Below are 20,036 nucleotides of genomic sequence, written 5' to 3' on the forward strand. Positions count from 1 at the left end.
CTATCAATCTACTTGACTAACAAGAGGGGCTGCGCTAAATTCCCTGCTGCTGGTATCTTTTACCCAAAACAAGGAGGCATCATGTCACACAAAGCGGAAACCATTTTACTCCATGCCGGCCACACACCCGACAGCACAACCAACTCACGTGCCGTGCCGATTTACCAAACAACGTCCTACTCGTTTGACAGCAGCGAGCATGCGGCTAACCTTTTTGGGTTAAAAGAGTTTGGCAACATCTATACTCGCCTAATGAACCCAACCACGGATGTTTTGGAAAAACGTATCGCCGCGCTGGAAGGTGGCGTTGGTGCGCTGGCTGTTGCCTCCGGCCAATCGGCCATTACGCTCGCCCTGCTCAGCTTGGCGCAAGCCGGCGACGAAATCGTTTCTTTTAATAATCTTTACGGCGGCACCTATACCCTGTTTAATTACACCTTTGCCCGCATGGGAATTAAGGTAAAATTTGTCGACTCATCTGATCCAGAAGCAATCCGTGCTGCCATCACGCCGAAAACTAAAGCGGTATACGCCGAAAGTCTGGGCAATCCAAAGCTGAATGTTACCGACCTCGCAGCGGTCAGTCGCATTGCCCACGAACACAACCTCCCGTTTGTGCTCGACAACACCCTCACCCCGTACCTACTTCGTCCTTTCGAACATGGTGTAGATATCATCGTCTACTCGGCGACCAAGTTCATCGGTGGTCATGGCACATCGCTGGGCGGCTTGATCGTTGATAGTGGCCGTTTTGACTGGACGGTCAAAGAAAATGGTGCGCCGAAATTCCCGCTCGTGAGCGAACCAGAACCAAGCTACCACGGCATCAACTTTGTCGAGGCACTCGCGCCGATGGGGAACATTGCCTACATCATTAAAGCTCGTGTGACACTGCTGCGCGATATGGGGCCGGCTATTTCGCCCTTTAATGCATTTCTCCTGCTGCAAGGGCTGGAAACACTCCACCTGCGCATGGAACGCCATTCGCAGAACGCGCTTGCCGTAGCGAATTTTCTGACCACACACCCCAAGGTCAATTGGGTGAACTATCCGGGTCTGCCACAAAGCCCCGAAAAATCACGCGCCAACACGTACCTTCCGCTCGGCGCGTCAGCCATTATCGGCTTTGGCATTCAGGGGGGCAAAGAGGCTGGCATTAAGTTTATCGACAGCGTCAAGCTCTTTTCACACCTTGCCAACGTGGGCGATGCCAAATCACTGGTCATCCATCCCGCGAGTACCACCCACTCGCAACTCAGCGAAGCACAACAAGTGGCAACCGGCGTTTCACCCGACTACATCCGCCTTTCGATTGGCATTGAACATATTGACGATATCATTGCCGATCTCAATGCGGCGCTTGCTGCGGTGTAATGGACTATTTCCTTCTCCGCGCTGTTGTCGATGAAATCAACGCGCATACGGCTGGGTGCCGTGTGCGCGATATCGTTATGCCCGAATGGCATCAGCTTTTTATGGTGCTGAGCAACCAGCGCGTGTTGGCATTCAGCGCCCTTGCCTCGCCCAACTATCTCGCCCTCGCCCCGCAAGGTCACCCGATTACTGGTGTTGATCGCGACTATCCTTTTGGTCGCATCCTGCGCCATTCGCTCAAAGGCGCCTACTTACTCAAAGCGGCGCTCTTTGGCGTTGGCGAACGGTTGGTTCGCTTAACCTTTGGCACCGTCAACGAAGGGCGTAAGCAAAAATTTCACCTCGTCTTTGAAGTGATGGGACGCCACTCCAATCTTTTTTTTCTGAGTGAGGCAAAGGAAATACTGGCCGTTCTGAAAGAAAACAGCGACCTCTCCACTGCCCGACCGCTGCTAAACGGTTCGTCCTATTCACCGCCACCCAGCTCAAATCGAGCCTGGCCGGAACACGGCACCGACTTTAGCGACCTTCCACAGGCGAAGAAGTCTATCGCCTTCCCCCCATATTTGATCGAATACTTTCACCGCTTTCCTGATGAATTTCCTCCATTCATGCAAGCTATCGAAGCAAAACACTATCAATGCGTGCGTCATGAATTTGGCACACGCGAGTTTTATTCCGTCGTACCGCTGACACATGCCGCCATACAGGAATATTTTACCTCGCCCTCGGCGCTTCTGCTCCAAGAAAAACAACGCGAACGCAGTGGCTGGATGGTGCAGCGCGACAAACTGGTGCGCCGTATTGATGAATTGATCGCACGTGAGCGCGAACGGATTGTAGAATTCACCGCGGAAAAAGAAAAACGTCAGAATTATCACGACCTTCTGAAACAAGCGGAACTCTTGAAAGCACATCTCTACGTGCCCATTGTCGAAAACAGTGTGCATTGCGTCGACTATGCCACCAACACAACAATGGATATTCCCATTCCACCCGATACTACGCCGACTGAATACATGAACGCGCTTTTTATCCGTGCCCGCAAAGATCGCACGGCGCTCTTTCACCTCGCCGCGCAAATTGCGAAACGGGAGGAGCGCCTGGCCACACTGGAACAAGAGCAGTATCACCTCCGCTGGGCGCAAGGGATGGAAGAAGTTGTCGCCACCCGCGAATGGCTGTTAGGGCAGAAAACCCTTCCGAAAAAGGGCAAACGAAATCAAAACAAAGGGATCAGCCGCATTAAACGGCTAGAGGTTGAGGGTTACGAGGTAGCGGTAGGTTTAAGTAGCCGCGCCAACGACGAAGTCACCCTGAGCGCCCGCCCCGACGATTGGTGGTTTCACGCCAAAGATATCCCCGGCTCGCATGTCGTCATTCGCGCCCACAACCGTGCGGAACCACCGGAAAATGTTCTCTTTACAGTGGCCGCTATTGCCGCGTATTATTCACGTGCTTCCGACGCAACAAAAGTTGAAGTAGACGCCACGCGCCGCAAGTATGTCCGCAAAGTTGCGGGCGCCGCGACCGGACTCGTCTACTACACGCATCAGCGCAATTTTATTATCAGCGCTGAAGCCATGCAAAACGTACCGTCACTGACGCTCTGTTGAAACACTCGCAAACACTCAGGATGGATGAGCACCCTGACAAAGGAACGGATATGCAACCATCAGTCGCCTTACTGTTCGGCATTCACTGTCACCAGCCGTACAAGAATTTTTCGTGGGTCGTTGAAGGAGCCTCCAAACAAAGCTACGCACCATTCCTTGAAGTTGCCGAATCTTTTCCTGACTTTCGCTTTGCCGTCCACTATAGCGGATGGCTCTTCCAGTGGCTCCAGCAGAATAGCCCCGACGTGTTTGAACGGATGCAACGAATGGCTCGCCGTGGCCAAATAGAGTTTTTTACCGGTGGCTTTTACGAACCCGTCCTTGCGGCCATTCCACATGAAGATCGCATCGCGCAAATCGAAATGCTTTCGGAATTTATCCGTACCCACTTTGGTCAACGGCCACGCGGCCTTTGGCTGACAGAACGGGTTTGGGATGCTTCGATTGTCCCTTCGCTTGTTGCTGCTGGTGTGGAATACGCCATTGTCGACGATTACCACTTTTTTTCGGCGGGTTTTACCCCCGAAGCGATGAATGGCTACTACCTGACCGAGGAGGGTGGCAAAAGCCTGAAGCTCTTTCCGATCAGCGAAAAACTTCGCTACACCATCCCATTCAAGCCCGAATCAAAAACCATTGAAGTGCTGGAAAACGCGGCTGATCCCAAACGGCTCGCCGCCATGACCTTTTTTGACGATGGCGAAAAATTTGGCGTCTGGCCGAATACCTTCCCGTGGGTGTACGGCGACCGCAAATGGCTGGCGACATTCTTTGAAACTCTTTTGCAAAAACCGCACATTATCCCAACGCATTTTAGCGATTATATCGTGCAAGAGCCCGCCCTCGGACTCGCCTACTTGCCGACCTGCTCCTATCAAGAGATGGGGCAATGGAGCTTGCCACCGCATCAGGGAACCGTTTTCGAACAGTTTACCCATGAAGTAGCGGCCACCAACCCAGAGCGCGCGGCCTTTGTCAAAGGGGGCATCTGGCGTAACTTTCTCGTGAAATATCCAGAATCAAATAACATCCATAAAAAAATGCTCCGTCTCGCAACACTCGCCAAAGGGTCGAGCGCACGCGAAGCACTCTTTCAGGGGCAATGTAACGACGCACTGTGGCATGGTGTCTTCGGTGGACTTTATCTGCCAAACCTCCGCTATAACGTGTACGAAGCGCTGAACCGCTGCGAAAAGCTCTCGGGCAAACGCGGCATTCAAGCTGGCGATTTCGACCTTGATGGGTACGACGAAATACTTGCCCGTACCGAGCAATATTTTGCGGCGATTTCGACCCGTCACGGTGGGCAATTATTTGAACTCAGTTCGCTTGAAACCATGCTCAATTATACCAATACCCTTTCGCGTAAACATGAAGCGTACCACGAAGCCCTGAAAAAACCGGCCACCCCCGCCGAAGAACCAACGGCAGAGGCGACCCAGCCGACAACTCAAAGCGACGAAATTGCGACGATTCACGGTGCCGATGCCGTGGCAGAAGATTACTCGGTCCACTTGCTTTACGACTGGCACCTGAAATATTCGGCCATCGACCACCTGATGGGGCGGATGCCAACGGTGGAAGATTTTCGCTGCGCAGATCTGTGGGAACAAGGCGACTTTGCCAACCAGCCCTTTCAGATCGAACAGCGGACGCTCAGCGATGTTGAGCTGGTACGTCATGGCGGCATCTATCACTGGGATAAAAAAACGGCTGATGTTTCGATTCGCAAAAAATACCGTTTCCTTTCTGGCAGCATCGTGGTCGACATCACCATCACCACGCCATCGACCACGCCGCTTGAGTGTATCTATGGATGCGAATGGAATATCCACATTCCATCGGATGGTGCGCTGCAAGTCGGCGACGAGATATACGCCAAAAGCGAATCGTTTAGCTGCGAGCACGCGCGGAGTGTAGAAATGACTGACCCTATGTTTCATACCCCGTTACGCCTTTCGACGTGCACGGCAAAACACCTGCTCTCGTTTCCAGTATCAACCGTTTCCAAATCCGAAGGGGGGATCGACTTGACCTATCAAGGCAACTCGCTACTCTTCGCCGTTCCGCTGCGTCTCAGCGCGGAAGCGCCAGCAAAATTTAGCTTTATGCTTGCGCTGAGTGGTGAATAAAATGTCGACTACCTTGCGTCGGGATCTATTTCAGCGCTTTGACGTCGTCTACGAGCCAGGTGTTACCCGCATGCCGCTGTGGGAGCGTGTCGCACCCGGCGCACATAACACTACACGCCCACCGCATGACCCACACTGCCCGTTCTGCCCAGGCAATGAAGTGTACGCTTCGTTCACCATTGCCCAAAAATTGAACCGCAAAGATGGCTCATGGCAACAGCGGGTAATCCCGAATCGAGTTCCACTTTTCTCTGTTGAAGGGGAAAATGATGCGCACGGCGATGGCGTGTATGACGTCACGAAAGGCGTCGGGGCGCACGAAATCCTGATAGAATCGCGCCTACATAACCAACACCCCTGGGATATGAGTGTGGTGGATCTCGAAACCAACCTTCACCTCTGCGCAGAACGCATGCGAGATCTGGCCAAAGATATTCGTTTTGCCTATATTTCATTTAGTCGACACGCAGGAGTATTTAGCGGGAGTGGCATCGCCCATCCACACACGCAGATATTCGCACTGCCGGATGTTCCACTTGAAGTCAGGCGGGTGGCAAACGCACAGAACGAATATGCCACCTTCCGCAACCGCTGCTTAGTCTGTGATATGATCCACCAAGAGCGCGAACATCGCAAACGGGTGATTGCGGAGAATGAGGCATTTTTGGCCATCGCGCCGTATGCCTCCCGTTGTCCCTTTGAAATGCATCTGTATCCCAAGAAACATCAGGCTGATTTTGCCGACTTAGAAAGTGGAAAGTTTCTGTCACTTGCTTCTTTGCTCCATGAGTGTTATGGAAAGTTACACCGTGCACTGGGAAATCCGCCGTTTCATGTCAACCTTTTTACCCAATCAAGAGGAGATACCCCCTCTTGCTCTCATTGGCATATTGAAATACTTCCTTGGGTCGCACCGATCGGGTCGCTCACGACCGCAACGGGGATCTACATGAATCCGGTTACCCCGGAAATGGTGTGCGGGGGAGAAGGCTCTGACCGATGAACTTTTGGAGGAATAATGGAAAAATTACTTGAGCTACCACGTGAAGAATTGATTCGTATCGGGCGAAGCTTCAATATTATCGGACGCACGCGGATGAGTAATCATCAGCTAGCAGAAGCTATCTTCCGTATTTCGCGTGAGAGTGGAGTGTCATCGTTTTTCATCCACCGCAATGAAGGCGAACACCTGCGCATCGAATTCAACAATATCTACCTTCCGAACGAAATCGGGAGCACGCGAGCCTGCATACTCTACCGCGATCCGCTGTGGGTTTTTACCTACTGGGAAGTGACACGCGCCCTCTTGCCAGAGGGCGATAACTACCAGTTTACCCTCCGCGTGGTCAATGCTGCCACCCACCACGTGCATACAACGGTTGACGATGTGGAGCGCATTGGCCGCTGGTATCTTTGCTTAAATGCCCCAGAAACAGAATTTTATGTTTCTATTGGCGTTACCTTTGCCAATGGCGATTTCCGGGAGTTCGTCCGTTCCAACACCATTAAAATGCCAGCAATCAGCGTGGCAGAAGAATCAGCCGTGGCGCAATTCCTGAATCGCGCCACAGGAGCTATTGCTGAATACAACGTTGCTGAATCGGAATTGCTACGCGAAGAGTGGGATCAGCAGATTATTGTCGAAGAACTCGACTCGTCCCTCAGAATCCATCTCCCAGGTTCGAGTGGAAAATACCACGACCTTCGCAATTCTTCATCAGGCGGATACTAATATGGAACATCAACCCCGCGGGTACGTCAGCATCGTACTCCATTCACATCTACCATTTGTAAAGCACCCAGAACATGAACGCTTCCTAGAAGAAAACTGGCTCTACGAAGCGATGATGGAAACGTATATTCCGTTTTTGATGTCACTAGAAAAGTTGGAATCCGAAGGGATTTACCCCCGCATCACCGTTTCTATGACGCCACCACTGTGCCACATGCTGGAAGACGAACTCCTCAACCACCGCTTTGAAGAGCACCTCCTGCGTCTGCTCGAACTGCTCGACAAAGAAGTACAGCGCGTTGCAGGTGATGGCGAAGCCGAGCAGGTGGTCTATTTCTACCGCGAACGCTTCCAGTCAATCCTTGCGTACTATCGTGACACGTTACAGCGGAGTATCCTTGGCGGCTACCGTCGCTTTATGGAAAGCGGCGCTATCGAAATTATCACCTGTGGTGCCACCCACGGATTTCTTCCCAACCTGCGCGTCACCCCGCGCAGCGTTCACGCGCAAATCGCCCTTGGCGTTGCCTCGTACAAACGGATTTTCGGTCGCCAACCCCGTGGCATCTGGCTGCCCGAATGTGCCTACTACGAAGGATTGGAAGATGTGCTTGCCGAACACGGCATCGAGTACTTCCTGACTGACACCCACGGCCTGCTCTTTTCCCGCCCACGTGCCTTGTATGGTAACTACGCCCCTATTGTCAGCCCACGCGGCGTCGCCGCCTTTGGCCGTGACCAAGAATCAAGCAAACAAGTCTGGTCGAGTAAAGAAGGGTATCCCGGCGATATCCGCTACCGCGACTTCTACCGCGATGTCGGTTGGGATTTGGAGTACGAATACATTAAACCCTATATAAATCCAGATGGAAAGCGCGTTTTTGTCGGCCTGAAATACTACCGCATTACCGGCGATAGCGATCATAAAGAACTCTACGATCCTGCCGCAGCGCAAGCTATTGTGCAGGAACATGCCAGCAACTTCCTGTTCAACCGTGAAAAGCAAATCGAATACCTACAAGCGGCGATGGGCAAAGCTCCAATAGTCGTTTGCCCGTACGATGCGGAACTCTTCGGCCACTGGTGGTACGAAGGGATCGACTTCCTCTACCACTTCTCGCGCAAGATGGCACAGGATCAAGATAGCATTGCTCCAATCACGCTTGGCGAATACCTTGACCGCTTCCCCGAACAGCAGATCGCCAGACCGGCAGCTTCCACTTGGGGCGATAAAGGGTACAACGAAGTATGGTTGAACGAAGGCAACGACTGGATTTACAAATACCTGCATGATTGCAGCATTACCCTCAGCGAACTTGCCCGCAAGTACGCCACCAGCGCGACACCAGAGCAAGAACGACTGCTGAACCAACTCGGGCGCGAATTGCTCCTTGCCGAATCGAGCGACTGGGCATTTTTGATGACCACCCGCACCGCTGCGGAGTATTCGTCAAAACGCACCGTTGAACACATCGAAAACTTCCGCCGCGTGCGCCACATGCTGGAAGGCAGCGAACCTATTGACTGGGATTACATCGAGTCGATTGAATTCAAAGATTCAATCTTCTACCGCGAGATGGACTTCCGGCTCTACTGCCCGTAATATGCAAGCCATTTGAAAAGAAAAACCCCACCGGCAGTAACGTCAGTGGGGTTTTCTTATAAACACAAGGCGCGGGCTCTTCGCTATATTTTCGTCATAGAGATTACCGTACTGGGGATTACAATAATTTGCAAAATTGAAGTTTCGGCTTTGAAAGCCTATTGCTAGTCAGCGGGAGGTTTCCTATGAATTTTGGCATTCTTGTATTCAATCAGGTAGAGGAACTTGATTTTGTAGGGCCGTGGGAGATGCTCGCCATGTGGAAGAAAAATGCCAATGGCCCAGAAAACTGCATCATTGTTAGCCAATCGCTTGAGCCAATCATTTGCGCAAAGGGATTGTCAATCAACCCACATGTTTCGTTTGCCACGTGCCCTCCACTTGATTTCTTACTCGTTCCAGGTGGACAAGGGACGCGGCAGGAAGTGAATAATCCAGTGCTTGTCGATTTCGTTGCAAACCAAGCAAAGAATTGCAAGGCGATCCTATCGGTATGTACTGGCTCCTTTGTGCTGCATGCTGCTGGGCTTTTATCAGGTAGGAAGGCAACAACTCACTGGGGTTCGCTGGAGCGCTTACGTGCGCTTGGGGACGTAACAGTTGTTGAACAACGTTACGTCCAAGACGGTAACATATGGTCATCCGCTGGTGTTTCCGCTGGAACTGATCTCATGCTCGCATTTATTGCCAGTACTGCTGGTGACGCAGCAGCAGGCAAGGTGCAATTTGCTTCAGAGTACTACCCCTCCTCAATCAAATACGGCGGGTTTGAAAACCATGAGCAAGCTCCTGCATATATCAAAGCCAAAGCTATTTAACGCTTACTCTGCCAAAAACGCGAACCGCGCCAGAAACAGCGCTGCCAGCGCCCACACCAGTGGACTCACTTCGCGGATTCTTCCCGAAAGTGCCTTGACAATTGGATACGAGATGAATCCGAACGCCAGCCCCGTTGCAATACTAAACGTCAACGGCATCATAATCATAGTAAGAAAAGCGGGGATGACTTCGCTCATGTCGTCGTATTCAATATGCAACGCGTTCTGTAGCATCAGACCGCCGATGATAATCAGCGCTGGAGCGGTTGCGACGGCAGGGACAACGCCAATAATTGGCGTAAAGATCAAGGCAACCAAGAAGAGCCCACCAACAACCACGGCGGTCAGTCCGGTTCTTCCCCCTTCGGCAATCCCCGAAGCACTTTCAAGATAGGTCGTTACGGTACTGGTTCCCAAACAAGCGCCGACGGTGGTGCCGATACTGTCAGCCATCAGTACGCGGTTGGCGCGCGGAAGTTCCCCTTTTTCGTCGAGATATCCCGCTTGTTTGCTCAGGCCAAGCACACAGCCGATGGTGTCGAACATATCCACGAACAGAAATACAAAAATGATCTCTAATACGCCGAGCATGATAGCGGCTTTAAGGTCGAAGGCTAAAAATGTGGTTTCAATATCGGTTACGGCAGGAAGGCCAAAAATAGCGTCTGGCAACTGCGCCACGCCTGCCAGCAGTGCCAACACGGTACTCGCAATGATTCCCCAAAGAATCGCCCCTTGGGTTTTGCGCGCAATCAGTGACGCGGTAAGGAGGAGCCCAACAATACCGACCAACACGGCAGGCTGCGTTAAATCGCCCAGTCCAACGAGCGTGGCAGGATGAGCGACAATAATCCCCGCATTTTTCAACCCAATGAATGTGATAAACAGGCCAATCCCCAGCGAAGTGCCAAGTTTAATCCCATTAGGAATAGCGCGGATCAGCACTTCGCGTAGACGCAATGCAGTCAGGATGATAAAGATTACTCCGGAGATAAACACCGCTCCCAGCGCCGTTTCCCACGCGTATCCCATGCCAAGCACCACAGCGTAGGTGAAATAGGCGTTGATCCCCATGCCAGGCGCAAGGGCGAAAGGGTAATTGGCGTACAGCCCCATAATCAACGACGCGGCAGCCGCCGAAACGCACGTGGCGAAGAGTACGGCATTGAAGTTCATCCCGGCGCTACTGAGCATGTTGGGATTGACAAAAATAATGTAACTCATGGTGATAAAGGTCGTGACGCCTGCCATGAATTCTTGTTTCGGGTTTGTTCCATGGGCTTTGAGTTGAAAATACTTCTCTAGCATGTTGTCTGCTCCTCCCTTATCTTCTACGACGCGGCGCGCGCGGCCTACCGGTGTTTCTCCCTGCACTCTCTTCTTCTGGTGGCAGTGCCACCATCGCTTCACGCGGTGGTGGCGCAGTCATGCTTTCATCGGGATGAATGTATTCAAACTTCTGTCCGATATACGTTTCGATATCCGGCAAAAAGAACGAGTCATCTTCATCGGCAAAACTGACAGAAATGCCCGATGAACCTGCTCTGCCGGTTCGTCCAATGCGATGAACGTAATCTTCCGGATCGTTTGGAAGCGAGTAGTTCACAACGTGCGAAATCGCATCAACGTGAATTCCCCGCGCAGCAACATCCGTAGCAACCAGCACTTTAATCGTTCCTGCTCGGAAAGATTCCAGCGTTTTTATCCGCTTTCCTTGAGCAATGTCACCAGAAAGAATGGCACTTTTAATACCATAGCGGTTCAGCTTTTCGCTGAGGCGGCGCGTTTCGTCACGTCGATTAGCAAAGACGATAACTCGCTCTAAGCTATTTTGAATAAGCAGGTTATAAAGCAGTGGGAATTTTTGATCGCGTGTCAGGATGTACACGGTTTGTGTAATAGTCGAGGCGGTGACATGGTCGGGCTCAATTTCGACGCGTACCGCATCCGTCGTCCACTGTGACGAAAGATTAACCACATCCGTCGTCAGTGTTGCGCTGAAAAAGAGTGTCTGGCGGCGATTCTTGGGCGGCGTAGCATTGATAATCTGTTTAATATCGGGAATAAATCCCATATCGAGCATACGGTCAGCTTCATCGATAACCATAATTTCCACTTTGCCAAGATGGACGTCGCCACGGCGTTTAAAATCAAGCAAACGTCCGGGAGTCGCAACAATAATATCTACCTGCTGCTGCTCAAGCAAACGGCGCTGTTTTTCAAAATCGATACCACCGAACAGGCAGACGATTTTAGCAGACATATATTTGGCCAGTACTCGAGCATCTTTCTCGATTTGCAATGCCAGTTCACGCGTCGGTGCCATAATAAGCGCCCGTGGTGTACCTGGGCGGATGCCTGGCAGTGGCGACACGAGCAGACGATGGAGGATAGTCAAAAGAAAGGCTGCGGACTTCCCCGTTCCGGTTTGCGCTTTTCCAGCAGCATCCTTTCCTGCCAAGGTATGCGGCAAGATGAACCCTTGTATCGGAGTACAGTAGGTAAAGCCCGCCTCCGATATCGCCCGCATAAGCTCCAGCGGCAATCCAAGGTCGTGAAAGCGGATTTTTCCCTCTTCCGGTTCAACACGAAATGACTCCAGTTCCCACGGCTCCTGCTGCAGTATTTCTGGGATAATCGGCTCGGGCAGTGATGAGAGAACGTCACGCCCACCTTCTGCCTGTAACGATTTATCTCGATTTGGTTTACGGCGACGACGGCGCGACTTTGGCGCAACCTCGCCATCAACAGATTCCGTGTGACTTGAATGAGACTCTTGCGCGGGGGTGTAAACGGGTATTTTGGCTGGTGCCGCAGAAGGATGGCGGCGAGAAGGAAGGATAACTTCTTCAGAAATAATGACAGGTGCTTTGCTGGCGCGGCCAAACCACTGCTGGAGTTTTTTGCGAATTTTCCTGATCAACGTTCATTCTCCTCATGGCATTTAAGATAGGATGCTATCGTATACAATCGAATTGCTCAGCCGAGAAATATACAACACCAGTCAAAAAAGCGCACTTGCTATTTCGTTGCTCCCACGGCACTATGCGCGCCATATTTCCCCGTTGGAGCGATTGCGATGTATCTTCCTGTTAGCCGTGCCGAAGCCCACACCCTAGGCTGGGATCAATTCGATATTATCCTTGTCAGTGGCGATAGTTACATCGACAGCCCGTTTATTGGTGTCGCTCTACTGGGGAAAATTCTGGTCGCGGCAGGTTTTCGCGTCGGCATTATCCCACAACCCGACATGAACAGCAGCGACGATATCACGCGCCTAGGCGAACCGCGCCTCTTCTGGGGAGTGACGGCGGGCAGTGTCGACTCAATGGTTGCCAACTACACCGCCCTGAAAAAGAAGCGGCAGCAGGATGATTACACCCCCGGCGGCGCCAACACTCGCCGCCCCGATCGAGCTTGTATTGCGTATACGAACCTCATTCGCCGCCATTTTAAGCCTACCGTCCCCATTGTCCTGGGAGGCATTGAAGCGAGCCTGCGCCGAGTAGCGCACTACGATTTCTGGGATAACCGTATCCGCCGCTCGGTGCTGGTGGACGCCAAAGCTGACTACCTCCTGTACGGCATGGCGGAGCGATCGATTGTCGAACTGGCCTGCGCCCTGCGCGATCGGCAGCCCGTTTCGGCTCTTCGCGGGCTCTGCTTTCTCAGTCGTGAAATGCCAGTAGATGCGCTTGAAATACCGGATTACGAAACCGTAGCCGCCGATGCTGACGCCTTTACCGCGATGTTCCACATGTTTTATGCCAATAACGATCCACTGACCGCCAAACCGCTTGCGCAAAAACATGGTGACCGCTATCTGATCCAGCAGCCACCGGCGCATTACCTCAGCGAAGCGGAGCTAGACGCCATCTACACGCTGCCATTCGAGCGCGAACTCCACCCAGCGCACCGCCCGCAGGGAACCGTGCGGGCGCTCGACACCATCCGCTTTTCCGTCGCCACGCATCAGGGATGTTATGGCGAGTGTAATTTCTGCGCCATAGCGGTGCACCAAGGGCGCACAGTACGCTCCCGCTCGGCACAATCAATTGAAAGCGAAGTGCAAGCATTTACCCGCCACCCAAAATTTCGCGGGATTGTTTCCGATGTGGGTGGGCCAACCGCTAACATGTACGGCTACGAATGCAAAAAAAAGCTGCGTCACGGCAGTTGTCAGCATCGCCGCTGCCTCGTGCCACAGCGCTGCGAGCAGCTTCCCGTCGAACACCAATCCCAGCGCAAATTACTGGAACGGCTGCGCAAAATCCCCGGCGTAAAGAAAATCTTCGTAGCCTCAGGAATTCGCCATGATTTGATTCTGGAAGATAAACAACACGGCCTCGCCTACCTTGAAACACTGGTCGAGCACCACGTTTCTGGGCAAATGAAAATTGCCCCCGAACACACCGAACCCAAAATTTTGGAACTCATGGGGAAACCAGCGGCGGGAAATCATCTGGAAAAGTTTTGCGAACTCTTTGCGTCTTTAAACCGCAAACACCAGAAACAGCAATTTTTAACCTACTACTTTATCGCCGCACACCCCGGCTGCGACGAACGCGCGATGGAAAAGCTTCAGAACTACGCTAGCCGCGTGCTGCACATTCAGCCGGAGCAAGTACAAATCTTTACGCCAACACCATCAACCTATTCCAGCCTCATGTATTACACAGGAAAAAATCCTTTTACAGGCGAAAAGTTGTTTTCAGAAAAGAATATGGCCGGAAAAGAGCGGCAAAAAATGCGGTTACAGAAAAAAAGCCGGTAGGCACTGGGTACTCTATCCGATAATCCCCCCATTATTAGATAGGGGGTGGGAGAGACATTCCACAGTAAGTCGCGGTTTGCTCCATTGCCAGAGTTTTGCGTTCGGCGGTGTGAGCACTTTTTCCCAAGTGCCTCTTTTCAAAGCTCGGCATTTGGCTTTCCGTATACATTCGCTATATCAAGAGCAATCAGCGATGAACGATCGGATACCCTTTCGCTTGCCAGTCGGGGTATCCGCCGCGGTACGTGTAGACATGGCGATAACCAGCAGCATACGCCGCCATCGCTGCGTCTGGGGCTAGACTGCAATTGTATCCACGGCAATAAAAAATCAGGGTTGTCTCTTTATCTGGCGGCAAAAAGCGGGCGATGGTACTGAACATGTTTGATTCTTGAGAGGTAATATTGATCGCTCCGCTGATATGTCCCGTCACGTACTCTTGATTACTCCGAGTATCCACCACAACAGTATTCTGCGCACTTTCGATCCGCTGCTTCAGCTCTTCAGAATTCAAATCAGCAACTTGCGCGAATACCGATGACGATCCCCAAAAGCATATACACAATAGTCCAATCAGGCTTACCACGCGACGAGTCATATTATTCCTCCGATACGGTTTCGCCATGTACTTCGCACATGACGAAACAAATCTAGTACGCCCAACGGTGGGAAGCAACCACATTTATCCTTTATGAGGCATTTTTCAGTAAACTACACTCAGGCCGCGAAACCGCTGCCCATTATCGAATAAAGACCTACCGGATGGAAAAAGTTCCGCCAACGCAGAGTGTTGATCATATCCCGCCTCCAGCACCAGCGCACCTCCAGCAACGAGATATTCCGGCACCTGCCGCGCGAGAATACGATAAAAATCGAGTCCATCGCTTCCGCCATCCAGTGCCTGAGCCGGTTCCGCTTGCACGTCGCGATCTAACGCCTGCATGTGAGCCGCATCAAGGTAGGGCGGATTGCACACAATCAGCGAAAATTTCCCGGTAACTTCGGCAAACATATCGCTTTGAACAACGCTCACCGCGCTTTCGCCACCATGACGCGTGACATTTTTTTGTACATACCCCAGCGCAGTGTCGTCGATATCAACCAAGGTTAGCGCCACTTTTTCCGCACGACCAAGCTTGACGACGGCAATCCCAAAAGCACCACTGCCGCAACACAGATCAAGGATGCGCAACACGCCATCAATGCGGGGCAACTGTGGCAGCAGGTCAATGGCGGCGAGAGCCAGCACTTCGGTGTCATAGCGAGGAATCAGCACCCCTTTGCCAACGGTAAAATCAAGGCCAAGGAAATTCTGTTCGCCCACAATATACGCCAACGGCTCACCGGCAACGCGCCGTTTCAGTAAGCCTTTAAATGTCGTCAGTTCTTCTGGTGTAACCGGACGATCAAAATAGCGGTAAATATCCATTCGATTCGATAGCTGGCAAGCAAGAGCAATTAACGTCTCCGCACAAAAACGCGGCGCGTTGACATCGCGCTCAGCGAAATAGTCGCTCGCCCATTTCACCAGTCGTTGCAGCGTCCAGATTTCACTCACCTTGACTGAGTTCCCCGGCGCGGACAGTGCGGATCAATGTTTCGATAATCTCATCAAGATCGCCTTCGAGAATGGCGTCGAGACGGTGCAGCGTCAGGCCGACACGGTGATCAGTCACACGCCCCTGCGGATAGTTATAGGTGCGGATTCGTTCCGAGCGGTCGCCGCTGCCAACTTGCTTTTTACGATCGGCACTGCGCTCATCGTCAGCCTCCTGCACGGCGTGATCAAGAATTTTAGCACGCAGAATCCGCATCCCTTTGTCTTTGTTTTTATGCTGCGAACGTTCATCCTGACAGGTAACGACAATGCCAGTTGGAATGTGGGTGATGCGAATGGCTGAATCGGTGGTATTGACGTGCTGACCACCAGCGCCACTCGATCGGTAGACATCAATCCGCAGGTCAGTGGGATTGATATCAATATCAACCTCTTCGGCTTCGGGTAAAACGGCTACGGTCACCGCTGAGGTATGAATGCGGCCACTTGATTCGGTCGCCGGAACGCGCTGCACGCGGTGAGTGCCGGATTCGTACTTGAGTCGCGAGTACGCCCCCTTGCCGTTAATCATAGCAATCACTTCTTTGTATCCACCAACGCCAGTTTCGTTGACACTCAACGTTTCTACTTTCCAGCGGCGACTTTCGGCATAATAACTGTACATGCGGAACAGATCGGCAACGAACAAGCCCGCCTCATCGCCACCTGTTCCGGCGCGGATTTCCAAAATAACGTTTTTATCGTCATTCGGATCTTTGGGGGTCAGCAGTTCGGTCAGTTCGTTTTTTAGGCTCACTTCGCGCTCTTCCAGCATTTCGATTTCGGCAATCGCCAGTTCACGCATATCGCGATCTTTTTCCGTCGCCACCAGTTCGCGGTTATCTTCAAGATCGCTAAGCACTTTTTTGTAGGCGTTAAATACCTGTACAATTTCAGAAAGGTCGCTCACCTCTTTCGAGATATCGCGGAATCGACGGTTATCTGCCGCCGTTTCTGGAAGCGTAAGTTGGCCGCTGAGCAGTTGGTAGCGTTCTTCTAGGGTCTGGAGCTTATCAAGCATAGGGGGAAACCTCGGTATAAATCAGTACAGCCGAGGAGTATAGCAGTCTGTTGAACTCTTGGAAACTAGAGAGGTGACTCGATAACCGCAAATTTCTAACAAAAAAAAGCCGGGGGAAAATCCCCCGGCAAAACATTAGATCCTGTCTGGCCCGGATAGTACACTCCTTGATGAGCCTGCGCTCCGTGCTATCCAATTCATATCGTATTCTTATGAAGTGATTAGCGGAGGAGCTGCATGAGCCCTTGTGGCAGTGCATTAGCCTGAGCCAGCATACTCTGAGCAGCTTGTACGAGCATTTGCTTCGAAGTAAACTTCGACATCTCTTTGGCAACGTCTACGTCACGGATACGAGATTCTGAAGCTTGCAAGTTTTCACCCGCTACACTCAAGCTGTTGATCGTGTGATCGAGGCGGTTCGATACCGCACCGAGTTTCGCCCGTTCCGAGTTTACCATACCAAGCGACTTATCGATCTTGGTGATCGCTTTTTGCGCCAGTTTCTGGTCGACTAACAGAACATCTTCAAGACCAAGTGCCTTCACATCCATCTGACCAATACTGGTGTTCATGGTCTGACCTTCGTTAGCACCGATCTGGAAATTGATCGAGTTGTCAACAAGGTGCAGATACATGGTTTCCGGAGTTGAGTCAGCGGTAAAGTCGAACTTCTGCAGGGTGCTGTTATAGCTTGCGGTGATGCCGATGTTCCCTTTGAAGGCTACATCGACCCCTTGGATGACGTTCTCCATCAATCCATCGCCAACAGTGTCTTTTCCGACAGGGCGGCCGGTGTGGGCATCGGTAACGTTGACGGTGTAAACGTTTTCTTTCGCAGATTGAATTTCGCTGAGGTTCAGTGCATCAAGTAGTTTTTGGTCAGCAACAAGGCTGATTTCACCTTGAGCACCATTAAAGAGTGAACGGAGCAGGATGGTGCCTTCGACAGCCGCATCAGTACCGCTGACGCCTGAACCTTTGCCGATGAACTGCGAAACCATATTATCGGTCTCTGCACTGCCCATGGTAATACCAAGGCCTTTGTCTTTATCAGTAATAGCAGTTTTGAATTTATCAACCAAGCTGCCAATCGTATCAGCCGACTCAAGGTAGACATCTACCTGCTTGCCATTGCCATAGAGGGTCATTTTCTGCGATACAGCAAATACGCTGGTTCCATCAGGAGTAATGAATGACTCTATGTCGCTCAGTTTCGTATATGCCGAGGCCAAACCTGACGTTCCACGAATCTCCATATTGACCGCACTGTCACGCATCGTCCCTTCTTGGTTCGCTTTGGTTTCAAGTGTGATAGAGCCGATCGTCATTGAACCGGTTTTTTCGTCAAGTTGAGCGATGTGGTAGTTGATGTCTTTTGGGCCAGCTGTCAAAATGGTGTTTTGGATACCATTCTCTTCACCAGCGATAAAGTATGCTCCCCGCAGTTCGCGTGGGGCTCCTGTGGCGCCATCGTCAAAGCGTTCGTCGATCTTAATCGCCCCTGCTCCCTGCGACATCAAAACACCGCTGGTGCTACCATCAAGCACGTTTGCAATGTTATCATCTATCGTCAGAAGAACTTTATCACCTTTGACAATTTTGTCACCCGTACCAAGCTGCATGATAGCGCCAGATTCAAAAACACTGGCAACTGCGGTTTTATCGTGCGTCTGTCCCGCAATGCCAGCAGCACCAAGTTGTACTTGACCCGTGTCACTGACCGTTACCTCAGACCACGCTCCGGCGGTTCCAGTTTTTACATCGATAAATCGAGCCCGTGCCGCACCTGATGCATCCCCAACAGAGCCACCAGAAGAGTTAACACTGATGTCGTTGTTGAATTCAATTTCGATATAGCCGTGCACTCCTTGTGTGATCAGATTCGCTGAACCTACACCTGATGCCACCAGCGCTTTATCTCCATCAATGGCAATATTAAACCGGTTTGTTCCATCATCAGAGAAAGCGCGTACTGACCAGCTTGAGCCAGTTTGCTGGTAGTAACCATTCACGGCGACACTATCAGCTAAGCTCATACTTTCGTTAACACCGCCACCAGTACCAATGTTTGCTGCCGTCTCACCAACAGCGTTAGCACCCGCAAAGGTACCGCCATTCGAAACTGCGGCAACGTTTACCCGATACGTACGATCGTCAATATCGCCGGTACGAACACCTTCAATCTCTTTAATGCCGACAATGCCAGACTGGTTCGTGGTAGCTATATTGCCAACACCAGTGGTGCCAGCGGATACGACCCCTTGTGCCGTCAAAATATCACCCGCCATCGCCCCAGATTTCAGGGTCATGATGTCGGATTTCTGCACTTGGTTAGCACCAACTTTTGCCGTTACATCAAGCTTGTAGTTACCAGTAACGACTTTATCGCGCACGATCGCTTCCATCTTGTCAATGTCAGAGGTCGACCAACGAGCAGTAGCGTCACCATTTAAGAGTTTTTTAGTGTTGAATTCGGTTGAGGTAGAGATTCGGTCGATCTCGTTTTTCAGCTGATCGACTTCTTTTTGGATTTCCTGACGGTCGTTAGAGGTGTAGGTGCCGTTGGCGGCTTGAACGGAAAGTTCCCGCATCCGTTGCAGGATGGAAGTTGTTTCGTTCAAGGCACCTTCTGCTGTTTGGATCAGCGAAATGCCGTCTTGGGCGTTCGATACGGCGCGATCAAGGCCGCGGATCTGTCCACGCATTTTTTCTGAAATTGCAAGACCAGAAGCATCGTCAGAAGCACGGTTAATCCGTAAACCAGATGAAAGGCGTTCGAGAGACTTCGTCAGATCCCCAGAGTTCATCCGCAGAGCGTTCTGCGAATTCATCGAAGGGATGTTGTTGTAAATAGACATACTCATGACACTATCCTCCATGATATTGGCAAGTGGTACCAGCACTTGCACGGTGTTCACCCTTCATCCGTGAAGGGCGTAAAGTTGACGAAGACGTAGCGGCAAGAATTTACGTCGTGCGTTGTGAGAGTGCCGAAGATTCTCCTTTCCGTACTCCGTTGTTATTCTCACCGCAGGAAAAGCAAGGAGTTGCCCTTTCCTGCGGTGCCTGATACCCCAAACGGGGGAGAGATCAGGAGTCGATACTCGTTGCTGGGGGGATTTTTCCCTCTCCCTCAACAAACACCGGCCAAAAACCTCTCTTGCAAGTCACGTTACTGTTCTTCTGACCAAACTGTTTCCCTGACCAATTTTGTGATATCAGCCCGTCATCTCGAACGCAGTGAGAGATCTCAGATTTCTCCTCGCTACGCTCGTTCAAAATGACACGGTAAAACGGGCGATCTGCTTCGGAAAAACTTTGCTGCGATTATTTCCCCTCATATTCCCCCGCCGCGATCGGCGGGGGAAT

At 51.6% G+C, this 20,036-nt stretch carries 14 protein-coding genes; 8 read left to right on the top strand and 6 right to left on the bottom strand.

The features are described 5' to 3' along the window. The first annotated feature begins 81 nt into the window (after window positions 1-81). The 7 genes from P304_RS0111720 to P304_RS0111750 all read left to right on the top strand — a co-directional run bounded on the left by P304_RS0111720 (window position 82) and on the right by P304_RS0111750 (window position 9,275). Window positions 82-1,374: an O-acetylhomoserine aminocarboxypropyltransferase/cysteine synthase family protein gene (locus tag P304_RS0111720; RefSeq protein WP_027390685.1), complete on the top strand. Its 1,293-nt coding sequence runs from the start codon at window positions 82-84 to the stop codon at window positions 1,372-1,374. Continuing rightward, window positions 1,374-2,990 (top strand): NFACT RNA binding domain-containing protein, encoded by a 1,617-nt coding sequence (locus P304_RS0111725; protein ID WP_027390686.1) that lies wholly within the window; start codon window positions 1,374-1,376, stop codon window positions 2,988-2,990. The genes P304_RS0111720 and P304_RS0111725 overlap by 1 nt, the downstream gene beginning before the upstream one ends. A gap of 50 nt (window positions 2,991-3,040) precedes the next feature. Then, window positions 3,041-5,122, top strand: a complete 2,082-nt coding sequence (locus P304_RS15435; RefSeq protein WP_051321648.1) for an alpha-amylase/4-alpha-glucanotransferase domain-containing protein — start codon at window positions 3,041-3,043, stop codon at window positions 5,120-5,122. A 1-nt stretch (window position 5,123) separates the two neighbouring features. Beyond that, on the top strand, window positions 5,124-6,125 hold the full coding sequence (locus P304_RS0111735) for a galactose-1-phosphate uridylyltransferase (RefSeq protein WP_027390687.1): 1,002 nt from the start codon (window positions 5,124-5,126) through the stop codon (window positions 6,123-6,125). A 15-nt stretch (window positions 6,126-6,140) separates the two neighbouring features. Next, window positions 6,141-6,854 (top strand): DUF4912 domain-containing protein, encoded by a 714-nt coding sequence (locus tag P304_RS0111740; RefSeq protein WP_027390688.1) that lies wholly within the window; start codon window positions 6,141-6,143, stop codon window positions 6,852-6,854. A gap of 1 nt (window position 6,855) precedes the next feature. Further along, window positions 6,856-8,457, top strand: a complete 1,602-nt coding sequence (locus P304_RS0111745; protein ID WP_027390689.1) for a glycoside hydrolase family 57 protein — start codon at window positions 6,856-6,858, stop codon at window positions 8,455-8,457. Between the two features lie 185 nt (window positions 8,458-8,642). Beyond that, window positions 8,643-9,275 (top strand): DJ-1/PfpI family protein, encoded by a 633-nt coding sequence (locus tag P304_RS0111750; RefSeq protein ID WP_027390690.1) that lies wholly within the window; start codon window positions 8,643-8,645, stop codon window positions 9,273-9,275. 3 nt (window positions 9,276-9,278) lie between these two features. Here P304_RS0111750 and P304_RS0111755 read toward each other — a convergent pair whose 3' ends face one another. Then, window positions 9,279-10,583, bottom strand: a complete 1,305-nt coding sequence (locus P304_RS0111755; protein WP_027390691.1) for an NCS2 family permease — start codon at window positions 10,581-10,583, stop codon at window positions 9,279-9,281. Between the two features lie 16 nt (window positions 10,584-10,599). Continuing rightward, window positions 10,600-12,186, bottom strand: a complete 1,587-nt coding sequence (locus P304_RS0111760) for a DEAD/DEAH box helicase (protein WP_084417733.1) — start codon at window positions 12,184-12,186, stop codon at window positions 10,600-10,602. 168 nt (window positions 12,187-12,354) lie between these two features. Between P304_RS0111760 and P304_RS0111765 the strand changes: the two genes are divergently transcribed. Continuing rightward, window positions 12,355-14,049, top strand: coding sequence for a YgiQ family radical SAM protein (locus tag P304_RS0111765; protein WP_027390693.1), 1,695 nt, complete (start codon window positions 12,355-12,357; stop codon window positions 14,047-14,049). A 187-nt stretch (window positions 14,050-14,236) separates the two neighbouring features. Here the strand turns inward: P304_RS0111765 and P304_RS15440 are convergent, their stop codons facing one another. From P304_RS15440 to P304_RS0111785, 4 genes are all read right to left on the bottom strand, one after another. Next, on the bottom strand, window positions 14,237-14,647 hold the full coding sequence (locus tag P304_RS15440) for a rhodanese-like domain-containing protein (protein ID WP_084417701.1): 411 nt from the start codon (window positions 14,645-14,647) through the stop codon (window positions 14,237-14,239). A 105-nt stretch (window positions 14,648-14,752) separates the two neighbouring features. Continuing rightward, window positions 14,753-15,607, bottom strand: a complete 855-nt coding sequence (prmC, locus tag P304_RS15445) for a peptide chain release factor N(5)-glutamine methyltransferase (protein WP_051321649.1) — start codon at window positions 15,605-15,607, stop codon at window positions 14,753-14,755. Continuing rightward, window positions 15,600-16,667 carry a peptide chain release factor 1 gene (gene prfA, locus P304_RS0111780; protein ID WP_027390694.1) on the bottom strand — a complete coding sequence of 356 codons (1,068 nt, stop codon included), beginning with the start codon at window positions 16,665-16,667 and terminating at the stop codon, window positions 15,600-15,602. Before prfA ends, prmC begins: the two co-directional genes overlap by 8 nt. A gap of 221 nt (window positions 16,668-16,888) precedes the next feature. After that, window positions 16,889-19,531 carry a flagellin N-terminal helical domain-containing protein gene (locus P304_RS0111785; RefSeq protein ID WP_027390695.1) on the bottom strand — a complete coding sequence of 881 codons (2,643 nt, stop codon included), beginning with the start codon at window positions 19,529-19,531 and terminating at the stop codon, window positions 16,889-16,891. Window positions 19,532-20,036 lie beyond the last annotated feature (505 nt).

Origin of the sequence: Chrysiogenes arsenatis DSM 11915, assembly GCF_000469585.1 — a bacterium.
In the GTDB taxonomy this organism is placed as follows: Bacteria; Chrysiogenota; Chrysiogenetes; order Chrysiogenales; family Chrysiogenaceae; genus Chrysiogenes; species Chrysiogenes arsenatis.

Bases quoted from the DNA above. Each gene is read 5' to 3' on its own strand.
- P304_RS0111720 (WP_027390685.1), top strand. From the start codon at position 82: ATGTCACACAAAGCGGAAACCATTTTACTCCATGCCGGCCACACACCC.
- P304_RS0111725 (WP_027390686.1), top strand. From the start codon at position 1,374: ATGGACTATTTCCTTCTCCGCGCTGTTGTCGATGAAATCAACGCGCAT.
- P304_RS15435 (WP_051321648.1), top strand. From the start codon at position 3,041: ATGCAACCATCAGTCGCCTTACTGTTCGGCATTCACTGTCACCAGCCG.
- P304_RS0111735 (WP_027390687.1), top strand. From the start codon at position 5,124: ATGTCGACTACCTTGCGTCGGGATCTATTTCAGCGCTTTGACGTCGTC.
- P304_RS0111740 (WP_027390688.1), top strand. From the start codon at position 6,141: ATGGAAAAATTACTTGAGCTACCACGTGAAGAATTGATTCGTATCGGG.
- P304_RS0111745 (WP_027390689.1), top strand. From the start codon at position 6,856: ATGGAACATCAACCCCGCGGGTACGTCAGCATCGTACTCCATTCACAT.
- P304_RS0111750 (WP_027390690.1), top strand. From the start codon at position 8,643: ATGAATTTTGGCATTCTTGTATTCAATCAGGTAGAGGAACTTGATTTT.
- P304_RS0111755 (WP_027390691.1), bottom strand. From the start codon at position 10,583: ATGCTAGAGAAGTATTTTCAACTCAAAGCCCATGGAACAAACCCGAAA.
- P304_RS0111765 (WP_027390693.1), top strand. From the start codon at position 12,355: ATGTATCTTCCTGTTAGCCGTGCCGAAGCCCACACCCTAGGCTGGGAT.
- P304_RS15440 (WP_084417701.1), bottom strand. From the start codon at position 14,647: ATGACTCGTCGCGTGGTAAGCCTGATTGGACTATTGTGTATATGCTTT.
- prfA (WP_027390694.1), bottom strand. From the start codon at position 16,667: ATGCTTGATAAGCTCCAGACCCTAGAAGAACGCTACCAACTGCTCAGC.
- P304_RS0111785 (WP_027390695.1), bottom strand. From the start codon at position 19,531: ATGAGTATGTCTATTTACAACAACATCCCTTCGATGAATTCGCAGAAC.